The 14522-nt window shown below is 35.9% G+C and carries 11 protein-coding genes, 1 tRNA gene and 1 other RNA gene; 5 read left to right on the top strand and 8 right to left on the bottom strand.

The features are described from left to right. Window positions 1-54: 54 nt before the first annotated feature. The 5 genes from glmS to FGK96_RS03785 all read right to left on the bottom strand — a co-directional run bounded on the left by glmS (window position 55) and on the right by FGK96_RS03785 (window position 8706). Window positions 55-1869 carry a glutamine--fructose-6-phosphate transaminase (isomerizing) gene (glmS, locus tag FGK96_RS03805; protein ID WP_138081560.1) on the bottom strand — a complete coding sequence of 605 codons (1815 nt, stop codon included), beginning with the start codon at window positions 1867-1869 and terminating at the stop codon, window positions 55-57. Window positions 1870-2244: 375 nt separating this feature from the next. Beyond that, on the bottom strand, window positions 2245-2802 hold the full coding sequence (lepB, locus tag FGK96_RS03800; RefSeq protein ID WP_138081558.1) for a signal peptidase I: 558 nt from the start codon (window positions 2800-2802) through the stop codon (window positions 2245-2247). A 121-nt stretch (window positions 2803-2923) separates the two neighbouring features. Beyond that, complete coding sequence (gene pyk / locus FGK96_RS03795; RefSeq protein ID WP_138081556.1) at window positions 2924-4426, bottom strand: pyruvate kinase; 1503 nt, start codon at window positions 4424-4426, stop codon at window positions 2924-2926. Window positions 4427-4501: 75 nt separating this feature from the next. Next, window positions 4502-5515, bottom strand: a complete 1014-nt coding sequence (pfkA, locus tag FGK96_RS03790; RefSeq protein ID WP_138081554.1) for a 6-phosphofructokinase — start codon at window positions 5513-5515, stop codon at window positions 4502-4504. An 80-nt stretch (window positions 5516-5595) separates the two neighbouring features. After that, window positions 5596-8706: a DNA polymerase III subunit alpha gene (locus FGK96_RS03785; protein WP_138081552.1), complete on the bottom strand. Its 3111-nt coding sequence runs from the start codon at window positions 8704-8706 to the stop codon at window positions 5596-5598. A 176-nt stretch (window positions 8707-8882) separates the two neighbouring features. On the opposite strand from FGK96_RS03785, the gene FGK96_RS03780 reads away from it, so the two are divergent. The 3 genes from FGK96_RS03780 to FGK96_RS03770 are packed head-to-tail and all read left to right on the top strand — an operon-like array spanning window position 8883 to window position 10740. After that, window positions 8883-9251 (top strand): GntR family transcriptional regulator, encoded by a 369-nt coding sequence (locus FGK96_RS03780; protein ID WP_138081550.1) that lies wholly within the window; start codon window positions 8883-8885, stop codon window positions 9249-9251. A gap of 1 nt (window position 9252) precedes the next feature. Next, a complete protein-coding gene (locus tag FGK96_RS03775) occupies window positions 9253-9951 on the top strand; it encodes an ABC transporter ATP-binding protein (protein WP_138081548.1) in 699 nt (232 codons plus the stop codon). 9 nt (window positions 9952-9960) lie between these two features. Then, a complete protein-coding gene (locus FGK96_RS03770) occupies window positions 9961-10740 on the top strand; it encodes an ABC transporter permease (RefSeq protein ID WP_138081546.1) in 780 nt (259 codons plus the stop codon). Window positions 10741-10792: 52 nt separating this feature from the next. Here the strand turns inward: FGK96_RS03770 and FGK96_RS03765 are convergent, their stop codons facing one another. Then, a complete protein-coding gene (locus FGK96_RS03765; RefSeq protein WP_172601632.1) occupies window positions 10793-11404 on the bottom strand; it encodes a TVP38/TMEM64 family protein in 612 nt (203 codons plus the stop codon). Window positions 11405-11496: 92 nt separating this feature from the next. Between FGK96_RS03765 and ssrA the strand changes: the two genes are divergently transcribed. Together ssrA and FGK96_RS03755 are read left to right on the top strand one after the other, a co-directional pair. Beyond that, window positions 11497-11844: a transfer-messenger RNA gene (gene ssrA, locus FGK96_RS03760) on the top strand. A 132-nt stretch (window positions 11845-11976) separates the two neighbouring features. After that, window positions 11977-12600: a DUF3862 domain-containing protein gene (locus FGK96_RS03755; RefSeq protein ID WP_138081541.1), complete on the top strand. Its 624-nt coding sequence runs from the start codon at window positions 11977-11979 to the stop codon at window positions 12598-12600. A gap of 409 nt (window positions 12601-13009) precedes the next feature. Here FGK96_RS03755 and FGK96_RS03745 read toward each other — a convergent pair. Beyond that, window positions 13010-13081, bottom strand: a tRNA-Arg gene (locus tag FGK96_RS03745). A 100-nt stretch (window positions 13082-13181) separates the two neighbouring features. Next, entirely contained in the window at window positions 13182-14402 is a 1221-nt protein-coding gene (gene rpsA, locus FGK96_RS03740; RefSeq protein ID WP_138081539.1) for a 30S ribosomal protein S1, read from the bottom strand. Window positions 14403-14522 lie beyond the last annotated feature (120 nt).

Genomic DNA, 14522 nt, shown 5'->3' with positions numbered 1-14522 from the left:
AAATGGACTTTTTCTTCAATCTGAAATATCTATTTCTGGATATCTTTTAAACTTTTATTCTACTGTTACAGCTTTTGCTAAGTTACGTGGTTTATCAACATCCAAACCACGTTGTAATGAAGCATAGTAGGCAATTAATTGTGTTGGAATAACCATTCCGATTGTTGCAAGATATGGATGAACTTTGTTAACGACGATATCATCACCTTCACGTTCAAGTCCTTCTTCAACAACTGTCAAAACACTTGCGCCACGTGCTGCAACTTCCTGGATATTTCCACGTGTATGTGCAGCAACCAGTTCACTAGATGAAATCAAGCCAATAACTGGTGTCTGATCTTCAATAAGTGAAATCGTACCATGTTTTAATTCACCAGCAGCAAAACCTTCACATTGAATGTAGGAAATTTCTTTTAATTTAAGAGATGCTTCCATGGCAACATAATAATCATTACCTCGACCAATATAGAAAGCATTGCGTGTTGTCGCTAATAATTTTTCAACTTTTGCAGCAATCAAGTCTTTTTCTGATAAAGTTGCTTCTATTGATTGGGCAACAAGTGACAACTCATGGACTAAATCAAACTCAACAGCTTCCTTCTTACCATTTGCTTCACCAACAGCTTTTGATAGGAATGCTAAGGCAGCTACTTGTGCAGTGTAAGCTTTAGTTGAGGCTACTGCTATTTCTGGACCTGCATGTAAGAGCATAGTATAAGTTGCCTCACGAGATAAAGTTGAACCAGGAACATTTGTCACAGTTAAACTTGGAATTCCCATTTGGTTAGCTTTTACTAATACTTGGCGACTATCCGCAGTTTCACCAGATTGACTTAACAAAATAAACATTGGTTTTTGACTTAGTAAAGGCATGTTGTAACCCCACTCAGAGGCAACCCCTAATTCAACTGGGGTATCTGTGAGCTGCTCTATCATTGATTTAGCAGCAAAACCAGCATTATATGATGTACCTGCTGCAAGAATATAAATGCGGTCAGATTCTTGTACTGATTTTACAATTGCTGGATCAATAGCCATTTTGCCATCTTCGCTTGCATAAGTTGAAATTAATTTACGCATTACAGTTGGCTGCTCATCAATTTCTTTTAGCATGTAGAAAGGATAAGTTCCTTTACCAATATCAGATAAATCTAGTTCAGCAGTATAGGACTCACGTTCAAGAACATTACCTTTATAATCAAGAACTTTAACAGAGTCTTTTGTTAAGATAACAAGCTCTTTGTCATGTATTTCCATAAATTCACTTGTTTCACGAATCATAGCCATCGCATCTGAACAAACCATATTATAGCCTTCACCAAGACCAATTAGTAAAGGAGATTTATTCTTTGCCACATAGATGGTATCCGCATCTTCTCTATCAATTAAAGCAAAGGCATATGAGCCTTCAATAATTGACAAAGCTTTTTTAAAGGCTTCCAATACTGTTAGCTTATCTTCTTCCACAAATTTTCCAATTAGATGAACAGCAATTTCTGTATCGGTTTGCCCCTTAAAGTTATGATTAGCCAAAAACTCTTCTTTCATTTGTAGATAGTTTTCGATAACACCATTGTGAACTAAAACAAAACGCCCTGTAGCTGAAGTATGAGGGTGAGCATTCTCAACAGTTGCTTGTCCATGAGTTGCCCAACGGGTATGACCAATTCCTGTGCTACCAGCTACATCAATACCGATTTTTGCACGTAAATCAGCAATACGACCAACAGATTTGACCAAACTTGAATTCTCTCCGTTTGCCACAAAAATACCAGCTGAGTCATAACCGCGATATTCCAACTTTTCCAGTCCTTGCATCAAAATATCTGTTGCATTACGATTCCCTACTACTCCAACGATTCCACACATAAATAAACACCAAGTAAGCTATCTTACTTCTTTCTTTTTATTATTTTCAAAATTGGTATAGTCTGCTTTTGATACTCAAAAAGCTATGTTATTAGTATATAATAATGATTTTTCATTGTCAAACATTATATTGGTATAGTCTAATTTAGAAAAATCAAAGCTATTTGAAAGGTAACGAAAAGTGTCCCTTTAGCTATCAAAGGAGGTCTGATAAACCTTCTCAAGGATAGGACAGCTTATACACAAATATTTTCTTAACTAATTTTAAGGTTGATATTCTTTAAGGAATTTAAAAAGACATGACCCTCAGTATGAAACAGAAATCATGCCTTTTAGTAATCATTTATTTCTAGGAAGAGCTTGCCTTCCACTTCTTTAGTCAACTTCTACAAAACCAAATTCATCGATAGGTAGCACTCTAAAGGTAACAACACCTTTAATTTGTTTTTTATCAATCAAACCAAACTGACGGCTATCGGCACGATTACGACGATTATCATTTAACAAAAGATACTTCCCACTAGGAATAACTGTATTCTCTCCTTTTGAAATAGTGGATATATTAAAATCATCTGTAAAGAGGCTTCCCGTAGGTGAATGTCTTAAGTAGTCATTTTTCAACTTTTCGATATAAGGTTGGTCTTTGATACGATTATTTAAATAAAAAATATCGTCCATATAGGTTGCTCTCTGCCCTTCAGTAGCTATCACTCGACTAACATATTCTTTTTTATCCACTTTATAAACAACAAAGTCTTTATATTGAGGCTCTACATTGTGTTTAATGGTAACCAAGTCACCTGCTTTTAGATAAGAATTTTCTGATTCTTTCGTAACTTCAAATGTAGAAAAGACAAAAATACTTAAAAGTACTCCAATAATAGCTACAATTAAAATAATAATAATATTTCGAATAAAATCTCTTTTTACCATATTTACTCCTAATCTTATGTCTATTATAGCATGTTATGCCTGATAACAAAAGACTAGAACTTGGAAGAAGACTATTCAATGAACAAAAAATCACAAGGAATTCCTTGTGATTTTAGAAATTTTATTTAACAGTACGAACTCGCATTGTATTAGTTCCACCAGAGCCGACAGGGACACCAGCAACAATAATGATGTTGTCTCCTGAGCTAACCATTCCTGACTTAAGAGCTAATTTTTCAGCTACTTCAAACATATCGTCGGTAGAAGATGGTTTGTCTGCGACAATTGGAGTTACTCCCCAATAAATCATAAGAGCTTTTTGCACTTTTTCATCAAAAGTAACAGCTAGAATATCTGAATCTGGGCGGAATTTTGAGATAGCACGGGCTGTATTACCAGTTTCAGTAATCGTTACAACAAGTTTGATGTCCATAGAATGCGTTGCATCTTTAACTGCAGAGGCGATAACATCTGTCTTATTAGTACGTGGGAAAGTAGAAGAATCTAAGCGGCCATATTCATTAAGAAGTGTTTGCGCATTTTTATCAATTGTCGCCATTGTGCGCACTGCCTCAACAGGATACTTACCATTTGCTGATTCACCTGAAAGCATAGTTGCATCAGTACCATCAATAACCGCATTGAAGACGTCTGAAACTTCTGAACGGGTAGCACGTGGTTTTTCAGTCATTGTTTCAAGCATATTTGTTGCTGTAATAACTGCTTTACCAGCTGCGTTCACTTTGGTAATAATCATTTTTTGGAAAACTGGCACCATTTCAAATGGCACTTCAATTCCCATGTCTCCACGCGCAATCATGATACCATCTGCTGCTTCGATGATTTCGTCAAGGTTATCAATACCTTGTTGGTTTTCAATTTTAGCAAATAATTGAACATGGTCATTTCCAGTTTCACGACAAATGTCACGTACTTCTTCAACATCCTTAGCAGTACGTACAAATGAAATGGCAATAAAATTCAAGCCTTGTTCTAAACCAAAACGGATATCAGCATTATCACGCTCAGCTAGAGCAGGGAATGGAATCTTAGTGTTTGGAATATTAACACCTTTTTGTTTTGCAATACTACCATCATTTTCAACGGTAACGATAAATTGACGTGTAGCAATATCTTTTTCAACAACTTTCAATCCTAGCTTACCATCGTCAATAAGGATAGTATGACCAACTTCAACTTCATCATAGATATCTAAGTTACCAGCAACACTCAAAGCGATGACCTCACGAGTAGACTTAATACCTTGTTCAGTAGCAACACGGATACGTTCACCAGTTAGGTAACTATATTCTTTAGCGTCATCTTCAAACAATTCTGTACGCATTTCTGGCCCTTTAGTGTCTAAAAGGAAGCCAACTTTTTTACGTGCAATTTCTTCTGCACGACGTACAGTTGCCATACGATCACCCTGTTCTTGATGGTCGCCATGTGAGAAATTGAAACGGAAAACATTTGCACCAGCTTCGATTAATTCAGCGATCTTTTTTGCTGACTCTTCAACGTCAAGTTGACCAGCCCAGTAACCATCTTCGCCAAATCTTTTTCCACCACGAATTTCTACCGCAGGACCAAGTGTTGCAACAATTTTTACACGTTTACTCATAATATTATGAAACTCCTTATTTTTTTGTCGACTGTCGACATTTAACAAAAATTAATTATAGCTTACAGCTTACTTTTATCTTGAAAGTGAACGATTTAATTTAGCAAAATCAAGACGTGCTTTATGAGGATTATTAACAATAATCTTACCATCTTCAGCTAGACTGAATAAAGCACCTTCTTCGGCAGTTCCAAGAATTGGGCTTTCGACTAGTTCTTCATTGTGAATCCCGACTGCCAAACCACCTCGGCCTTCTTTAAGAAGTTTTACAGCGTGTGCCCCTAATCGTGAAGCCAGAACACGGTCACGTGCAGTTGGTGAACCACCACGTAAAATATGTCCTAGGTTTGTTACACGTAAGTCACTCTTATCCCCAGCAGCTTTAAGTTTTTCAGCAAACTCAGCCCCACTCATAACACCCTCTGCAAGAACGATAATATGATGGTTTTTACCTTGTTTTTTGAAGTCATTTTCAATGGTTTCGGCAACTTGTTTAATGTCAAAACCTTCTTCAGGTACAATAATCTGATCAGCACCACTTGAAATACCTGCCCAAAGAGCAATATCTCCTGCGTTACGTCCCATAACTTCAACAACAAATGTACGGCCATGACTTGAAGAAGTATCACGTAATTTGTCAATAGCTTCAACCGCAGTATTTACAGCTGTATCAAAACCAATTGTAAAATCAGTGCCAGCAATATCATTATCAATTGTTCCAGGAACTCCTACTGCAGGGAAGCCGTGTTCTGTCAAGCGCATTGCTCCATGATATGAACCATCTCCACCAATAACAACCACACCTTCGATGTTATTTTTCTTAAGTTGCTCAATACCAGCTAATTGACCTTCTAATTGTGCAAATTCTGGATAACGAGCAGAGTATAAGAAAGTTCCTCCACGCGAAATTTTGTCCCCAACGTCTCTAGAACTGATAGGGAAAATATCACCAGCAACCAAACCTGCATAACCATGGTTAACTCCATAAACTTCCATACCTTCTGAGATTGCTTTACGAACAACCGCGCGGATAGCAGCGTTCATACCAGGGGCATCACCACCACTTGATAAAACAGCAATACGTTTCATTATTTTGGTACTCCTTTAATTAATTTAACGTTCCCATTATAGCATATTCCCTTGCAAATTTCTTCACTATTGGGCTAAATTTATCGAAAAACCGTTTTCACAACTAATTCTTCAAGTGCCTCCTCTAATTCTGGACTACCATCTACGAGAATATGGCTTAATTGAAGTGTTTCCTTGGTCTTTTGATAATGAATCACAACGGGATATTGGCCCATAAACTCTCCTAAAATTTTAGCAATCCGCTGATCATTTTCATGAGTCTCAAGTAAAATCCAGTATTTCTTTTGATTAGCTAAAGTAATCATTTGCGCAACAATTTGTAGACGATTGTCACGTTCCTTTACTTTTCCATGGATAAATGCCATCTGCCCCTCTGTCAAAAGATGTTTAAACTGCAAAAACTCTTGAGGAAATACCGTAACATCAATTTTTTTCTTAGTATCAGTTACAGTTAGGAAAGCCATTTGTTGACCACTACTTTTTGTGCGGATAATCCTTACCTTTTCAATTTGAACAAGAACGGTCTGCTCAGTATCTTTAAGAAGTTTTGTTATTGGAGTAAACTCTTGATCTGTTTTTTCAGCAATTTCTAGTAAAGGATGCGGACTAAGCCCAATACCTATATAGGTTTCTTCCAACTGGTATTTCTCCCTATTTGAAAAATCATCACAATCCAACCAACTAAAGGACGAGTCCGCAAAAAGAGAGCCAAGTTCCGAAACAAAAATTAATAACCCGTCCAGATTGTTTAAAATTTTTCTACGATTAGGTTCAAAGAGATCAAATAAACCAACAGCAAATAGAGGCTCCAGTAAGTCTTTTTTCTGGTACTTAGCTGGTAAGGCACTTAGGAAGGACTCAATACTCGAAAAAGGCCGTTTTTCAATAATCCAATAAGCTAAATCGCGTGGTAGCCCCTTAATATTTTTCAATCCCATATAAATCCTATTTGCATCAATTTTATCATTATACGGGATATTATTAATGGTCAAGGGTACCACTTTAAAATCTGATTCTAAGGCATCACTGATATAATCACTATTTGAATAATTCATAATGACATCATAGAAAACGGCAGGGTAATGTGCCTTAAAATAGGCCAACTGAAAAGCTAAAGCGGAATAAGCAAAGGCATGACTTCTATTAAAACCGTAACCAGCAAACTTCTCCATTCTATTAAATAAAAGCTTAGCTGTTTCTTCAGAACGACCAAGACCGATGGCACCTTCTATAAAGTCATTCTCCATTTTTTTCATTTCTGATAGATTCTTTTTGGACATAGCTCTGCGGAGAAGGTCGGCTTTGCCTAAAGTAAAACCGGCAAAAACTTGTGCAATTTGCATAACTTGCTCTTGGTAAAGCATAATGCCATAAGTCGGTTCCAAGATAGGTGCGATGATAGGATCAATTAAATCAATTTTTTCTTGCCCTCTTCTACGCTTAATGAAATTATTAGTGTAGTCGCTAGCCCCTGGCCTATTTAAACTTGTTGTTGCAACAATTTCTTCAAATCGCTTAGGTTTAATTCGTTTCAATAAGCTGATGGCACCACTTTGTTCAAATTGAAAAATGCCCTTAGTATCACCCTGAGCAAATAGCTCTAGTGTTTTCGGATCTTCCAAGTCAATCTCTTCTATGATGATTTCTTTGCCAAAGTCTTTAGCAACCTTCTCTTTCATTTTTTGAACAAATGTTAGATTTCTTAAGCCAAGAAAATCCATTTTCAAAAGGCCGTTTGCTTCAACTGCTGGTGCATCATATTGCGTCACCATCATTTCTATCCCTTCTTTCAAAGGAATATGGTCTGTCAAAAGATCATCACTCATAACGATTCCTGCAGCATGAATAGATGTTTGTCTAGGATTACCTTCAATTCGTTTGGCTATTTCAAATGCCTTTTGAAATTCTAAGCGACTATTGATCGTTTGGCGAAAACTAATGTTTTTGTCGTAGATAGATGCCAAAGTATCTTTAAAGCCTATTTTCTTACTTAAATTGCTAATCTCATATTCAGGGACACCGAACCGTTTAAAGACATCTCTAATAGCTTGTTTTGCTCCGAAAGTTGAAAAGGTTACAATTTGAGCAGAGTGATCGCTACCATACCGATTTCGAACATAGTGTAAGAATTCTGAACGATAAATATCTGGTAAATCAATATCAATATCGGGCATACTGTAACGCTCTTTGTTTAAAAAGCGTTCAAAAAGCAGATTATTCCTAACAGGATCAATACCAGTAATATTCAATGCATAAGCAACCAAACTACCCGCTGCAGAGCCACGTCCCATGCCCATATAATAGCCTTTACTACGCCCAAAGCGGAGCAAATCCCAAACGATCAAGAAATAGTCATCAAAGCCCATGTCCGAGATGATTTGAAGCTCCTTTTCCAAACGCTTTTGATAAATTTCTTGCCACAGACCCTTTTCCTTTAAACCAGTTTCGGTTAATTGTCGCAGTTCATCTTTAGCTGCCTTTTGACGGTTAAACCTTGGTAATTTAAATTCATGATTAAAATCGTAATGAACATCTTTCAATAAATTAGCCAGATGGGCATTGATGCCTGGATAAAGCTTCTCAAACTTTTGTGAAATTTCCCATGGATCTTTCAGATATTGCCCAGCTTCTACGACTTTCGTTTCTGCGAGCGTTACATTATCCCGAATAGCGTGTAAAACTTGCAAGGTCTCCCTTTCGGAATCAGCAAAATATCGCACAGTTCGTAAAGGTACTAATTTTTGTAGAGGGAGGGGCTGAGCTAGCTCAGTCTCCTCAAAAACACCAGTGAAGTAAGGAAATCCAAGATCAATATCATGTAAGTGAGACCTATAAGGCAGTATAACTATCAGACCACCAAGAAAATCCTTAATTGTCTCAGGGCTAAACCCAGCCGACATACGCAGAGTCGAAATTTTTAAAAGGTTTTGATATCCCAGATTATTTTTTGCAATGAGATATAAAGCTTCCTCGTTCCCATTAATTGGAAAATCTATTGCTAACCCTAAAATAGGTTGCAAACCAGCCTTTTGAGTTTTAATAATAAAATGATACGCAGCGTATAAACAATCTTTATCCATGATGCCAATTGATTGATAACCAATCTTCTTAGCTTCTGAGATGTAATGATCTAAGTCAATTAAACTATCCATAAAGGAATATACCGTTTTGGTATCTAATTGTGCAAACATGGCTTCTCCTTGAACTGATTTCTTCTATTATACTATGAAATTGATTACTGTGCTCTCTTTTTATATCTCATAACGATCTAAGGACAATTTAGAAATTAATATGTTGACTTTTACTATTTTTTTCTGTACCATTTATATAGTACAAGTGATACTTAATCACAAAGAGAGGAGACCGTATGTCTTGGAATTTTGATGAAAAATCGCCGATTTATGCTCAGATTGCACAACATATCAAAATGCAAATTGTCAGTCATGAGATTAATATTGGTCAACAATTACCAACTGTACGAGAATATGCAGAAACTGCTGGGGTTAACCCTAATACCATGCAACGGGCTTTCACCGAATTAGAACGTGAAGGTATTGTTTATTCCCAACGCACTGCTGGTCGTTTTGTAACGGATAATCAAGCATTAATTGCAGAAAAACGTCGTGAATTGTCTCGAAGTGAACTTAAATCCTTCGTTAACAATATGGTAAAAATTGGCTTTGATAAGTCACAAATTGTACCAGAACTTGAAGATTTTCTAAAGGAGGGTTCTTAGGATGTCACAACTTTTACAGCTACACCATGTTTCAAAGGCTTTCAAAGGTAAAAAGGTTATAGATGATTTAACCTTGACAATCCCATCTGGAAAAATCATTGGTTTACTTGGACCTAATGGCTCTGGGAAAACGACTTTGATTAAGCTAATTAATGGTCTAATCCAGCCTAATAAAGGTGATATCGTCATTGATGGCTATCGTCCCTCAACCGATACAAAGAAAATTATTTCTTATTTACCTGATACTTCCTATTTGCGAGAGGATATGAAAATTTCAGATATCATTGACTACTTCAGTGATTTTTACGAAGACTTTGATGTTACTAAAGCCCATAGCTTACTTCGTGATCTTCATTTAAACCTAAATGATCATCTCAAAAATCTCTCAAAAGGGAATAAGGAAAAAGTGCAATTGATTCTTGTGATGAGTCGTAAAGCAAAGCTTTACATACTTGATGAACCAATTGGTGGTGTGGATCCTGCTGCTCGTGATTATATTTTGAAAACAATTATTAATAATTACAGCGAAGATGCTACCGTTCTCATTTCCACCCACCTTATTTCTGATATTGAACCTATTCTTGATGAAGTCATTTTTCTTAAAGATGGACAAGTTGCTATTATGGGATCAGTAGATGAGTTGAGAGAAAGCCATGCTATGTCCATTGACACTCTCTTTAGAAACACTTACAAAGTATAGGAGGAAGCAATGTTTGGGAAATTATTAAAATATGAGTTCAAATCAGTAGGTAAGTGGTACTTTGGATTGAACGCTGGAATAGTTGCAATTGCTGCCATTCTATCATTTGTTATAAAAATATTAGTAAAGAAAAATCCTGATATTAGCCTTTTTTCAAAATTCTTACCTTTTTCACTTATCCTTATTTTTGGAGCCCTAATTGCTGGCTCCCTTCTAGCAACTTTATTGATTATTATTAACCGATTTAACAAAAACATTTATGGGCGAGAAGGTTACCTAACAATGACCTTACCTGTATCAGAGCATAAGCTAATTCTAGCAAAATTAGTATCCTCAGTTACTTACAGTTTCTTTAACCTTTTGGTATTAGCAGTAGCCTTCGCTATTTTAATTCTACCTCAATTTGATAAATCAGACCTTCTAAAGGGTATTAATGAAATATTAAAAGTTGCTCCTCAACATATGAACCTCATCGCCTTTATTTGCGTTACGATAGTATTATCAACTCTATCAAGTATTCTTGCCATTTATTTCGCTATTTCAATTGGTCAGCTATTTGCAAATCGTCGTGGATTAAAAGCCTTTATGGCATACTTTTGCATCCAAATTACTCTCAGCATTATCTTCACATACATCAACACAAACCTTTTAGGGCTTGGCTTTGATCGGGAGATTGATTACACAAGTAATTATTACTTCTTAATCTCTTCTTTAGAAGGATTATTCCAAATCATTCTCTACTATTTTGGAACACATTTCATCATGAAATCTAAGCTCAACTTACAATAATACTAAAATTAGTTACAAACGAAAAAGGCGGGAATCTATCCCGACCTTTTTATTATTTAAAGAAAAAGTTAATGATATCTTTCCCAAAGATGAAAAGGTAACTATAACCAATGATTGATATCGGCTTTGCAATCATCATAATCGTCATGAAGCGTTTGACCGACATATTTGTTAGAGCAGTAATCATAACCATAATATCTGCTGGAGCTATAGGAGAGGCCATGCAAAAAATAAAAAGTTTTTCGTAACCAGGTGTCTCTAGTTTTTTTTCATACTTATAGAACGTTTTTTCATCAATAAAAAGGAGAATAAATTTTTTCCCATAAATTCTAACCAGAATAAATAGAATATAACTCCCAATTAATATCCCAAAATAATTGAGTAAGAAACCTTTGATAGGACCAAAAATAAGAAATCCAAAAACAGTTGTTATCCCTCCAGGAATGACTGGGAAAACAATTTGAAAAATTTGGATGATAATGAAAATAAATGGCCCCCAAAATTTGTATTGGTTGATAACATCTTTCAATACATTTTTATCATTAAATATCCCCATCTTATATAACCAAAAAGCTAAAACAAAGGACCCTATAAGAGCTATAATTCCCAAGACTTTAAATAATTGTTGAAAAAAAGCGTAGGCTTTTGGATTCTTGATTTTCATGCTTTTATCATACCATAAGATAGATAATTTTGCCATACGAAATATTTTCTGATATAATAATCCTTGTAAGTTTTTCTTACCCTTTTAACAAAGGGGTTGTTACGGATTCGACAGGCATTATGAGACATGTTCTGCGACCCATCGGCAGATGTAAAATGCCAGTTAAATATAACTGCAAAAAATACAAACTCTTACGCTTTAGCTGCCTAAAAACCAGCTAGCGTGACTTCTACAAGATTGCTTGTGTCCTGTTAGAAGTCTCAAAATAACAAGCTACGTTTAAGGTAGTGTCTACTGCCTCAAAAAGAGATTTTTAGATTCGCACGGTAATGGCTTGAGTTATGTGTCCTTACCTTGTTAAATCAAAACATAACCTATGGTTGTAGACGAATATGTTGGCAGGTGTTTGGACGTGGGTTCGACTCCCACCAGCTCCATTAAAACTTACTGAACCCTTACCTGTAAGGGTTTTATTTTTTAGACCTTCACTAGAGTTACACTGGGTGCTTAACTCACACCTGATCGAAATATGTTATAACTGATATAATATTAACGGAGAAATAATTTAAACTATGAAAAAAAGTTCATTCATTTTGACACTACTCCTTCCTGTCCTTTGTTTTAGTATGGTTGGCTGTAGCAAAAGTTCCGAGAATAAAACGTCATCTAAAGACAAACCATCACTAATCGCCAAGTCTCAAGAAACAGCTTCTCATCAGGACAAGCGACTTGCTTTTGAGAAAATTCATATCGCCAGCGCCGATCAAGAATTCAAAGGGGGATCCTCTATCGAGGACTTAACAAGCTTATTTGGAAATCCAAGTAAGCACGAAAAAAAACCTGCTGGGAATGTTACCCTCGATAATTACACTTGGACATTTGATAAAGTCACTATCCAAGCAAATATGTATCAAAATTCTACTATTGTCAAGTCCATTGCTAATTTTGCTTTTAATAGAAAGCCCAAAATCTCTCTAAAAGACTATAATAAACTTCAAAAAGGCATGACTTATAACCAAGTGACAAAAATATTAACTGAGCCAGATGATTATACTCATGCTAGTTCTAGTGACAAAATACAACTACAAGCTGTTTGGGTTAGTGGTTTAAAAACAAATACTCAAGGAAGCCATATTAACCTCTTATTCGAAAATGATAAACTTATCCAGCTTAGCCAAAGGGGTCTTCTCAAATAGAATTGATATAACAAATAAAGCATTAGCTATAGGCTAGTGCTTTATTTGTTACTTAAAGGTTTCTGAAATATAAATCCACCTTAAGTATATTAAGCATTATAAAATCAAAGATAGAATATTTATCGAGTTATTGAGTACTGCTTGTTAATAAGACGCTTAAGAAGGTTGTCAGAGGCAATATTCATCTTCATTCATTGAGAAATACTTATGTATCGGACGTAATTAAAAATAAGAACAATGTGGTCCCGTTTTCTAAATTAATTGGTCATACAAAGCCGAACATCACCTTGACAGTATACTTACATGTATTTAAACAATAAGAACTGGAATCAGTAAGTCAAGTAAAGAATTTATTTAGGACAATAAAGAAAAAAAGCCTAATTTAATAGGCTTTAAAACGCGGTTTAAATCCACCTTGAGAGAATCGAACTCCCATCTCAAGAACCGGAATCTTACGTGATATCCATTACACTAAAGGTGGCAACACCATAATAGTATACCACAAAAATAAAATTTTCGAAATAGAAATCACAAATTTTGATTAGAAAAAAAGCTAAGAAAATCTTAGCTTTTAAACTTTATTATAATTCAATATCACCGAATAAATCAGCCATTGAGAAACCAGTTTGAGTTTCTGGTAATTCATAGTCACGTTTAGCCTCACGTTTTGGACGACGTGGACGTGATTGGCGTTTTTCACTGTTATTGTTGTTGTTATTGTTTTCACCTTCAGCTTGTGCTGGACGTTCTTCAAGAGCTTTGATTGAAAGTGATACACGTTCATCAGCTGCATTTACTTCAAGAACTTTAACAGTAACTTCTTGACCTACAGAAAGTACATCTTTTGGATTTTCAACACGTTTGTGTGAGATTTGTGAAATATGAACAAGTCCATCAATTCCAGGTAGTACTTCTACGAAAGCACCAAAGTCAGTAAGACGTTTTACTTTACCTTCAACAACATCACCTTGAGCGAGTTTTTGTTCAACACCATCCCATGGTCCAGGGGTAGTTGCTTTAAGCGAAAGTGATACACGACCAGCTTCCTCATCAATTGACAGAACTTTAACTTCAACTTCTTCACCAACACTTACAACTGATTTAGGTGAAACATTACGTTCATGAGATAACTCAGTAACGTGAACAAGTCCATCAACACCACCAAGATCGATGAAAGCACCAAAGCTAGTTAAACGAGCAACAGTACCAGTCACAACTGAACCTTCAGAAAGTTTTGAAAATACTTCTTCGCGAGCTGCTGCAGAAGCTTCTTCAATGACTTCACGACGTGATAAGATAAAACGGTTTTCAGCAGCATCAACTTCTTTAATTTTTGCGTCAAATTCTTGACCTACAAATTTTTCAGTGTTGCGTACGAAACGAGTATCAATCATTGAAGCAGGAATAAATCCACGTAAACCTTCAAATTCAACTGAAAGACCACCTTTAACAGCGCGAGTACCTTTAACAGTAACTACTTCACCTTCACGACCAATAAGTTTGTCCCATGCTTTGCGAGCTTCTAAACGTTTTTTAGATACTAGGAAAGTAACTGTATCAGTATCTTTACCTACAACTTGACGAAGAACAAGCACTTCAACTGTGTCGCCAGCTTTAACAAAATCATTGATATCGGCATCACGATCATTAGTCAATTCGCGAAGTGTCAAAACACCTTCTACACCAGTACCATCAATAACAACGTTTGCTTGACCGTTATCAACTGTTAAAACTTCCGCAGTGACTACATCACCAGGGTTTACTTCGCTAACACTGTTTAGCAAATCTTCAAATTCATTCATTCTAAAAAATCCTCCAACAAAAGCAAGCTATGCTTGCTTTTGATAACAATATATTTTCTCAAGGTAACCCGCAACGACAACAACTCTTATCTTTGACGGTCTCAGAATCTATCTGATACC

This window comes from Streptococcus porcinus (genome assembly GCF_901542335.1).
Lineage (GTDB): Bacteria > Bacillota > Bacilli > Lactobacillales > Streptococcaceae > Streptococcus > Streptococcus porcinus_A.
This window is presented reverse-complemented; position numbering and strand designations above follow the sequence as displayed.

Excerpts from the sequence above, each read along its gene's own strand:
- glmS (WP_138081560.1), bottom strand. The coding sequence starts at position 1,869 with ATGTGTGGAATCGTTGGAGTAGTAGGGAATCGTAATGCAACAGATATT.
- lepB (WP_138081558.1), bottom strand. The coding sequence starts at position 2,802 with ATGGTAAAAAGAGATTTTATTCGAAATATTATTATTATTTTAATTGTA.
- pyk (WP_138081556.1), bottom strand. The coding sequence starts at position 4,426 with ATGAGTAAACGTGTAAAAATTGTTGCAACACTTGGTCCTGCGGTAGAA.
- pfkA (WP_138081554.1), bottom strand. The coding sequence starts at position 5,515 with ATGAAACGTATTGCTGTTTTATCAAGTGGTGGTGATGCCCCTGGTATG.
- FGK96_RS03785 (WP_138081552.1), bottom strand. The coding sequence starts at position 8,706 with ATGTTTGCACAATTAGATACCAAAACGGTATATTCCTTTATGGATAGT.
- FGK96_RS03780 (WP_138081550.1), top strand. The coding sequence starts at position 8,883 with ATGTCTTGGAATTTTGATGAAAAATCGCCGATTTATGCTCAGATTGCA.
- FGK96_RS03775 (WP_138081548.1), top strand. The coding sequence starts at position 9,253 with ATGTCACAACTTTTACAGCTACACCATGTTTCAAAGGCTTTCAAAGGT.
- FGK96_RS03770 (WP_138081546.1), top strand. The coding sequence starts at position 9,961 with ATGTTTGGGAAATTATTAAAATATGAGTTCAAATCAGTAGGTAAGTGG.
- FGK96_RS03765 (WP_172601632.1), bottom strand. The coding sequence starts at position 11,404 with ATGAAAATCAAGAATCCAAAAGCCTACGCTTTTTTTCAACAATTATTT.
- FGK96_RS03755 (WP_138081541.1), top strand. The coding sequence starts at position 11,977 with ATGAAAAAAAGTTCATTCATTTTGACACTACTCCTTCCTGTCCTTTGT.
- rpsA (WP_138081539.1), bottom strand. The coding sequence starts at position 14,402 with ATGAATGAATTTGAAGATTTGCTAAACAGTGTTAGCGAAGTAAACCCT.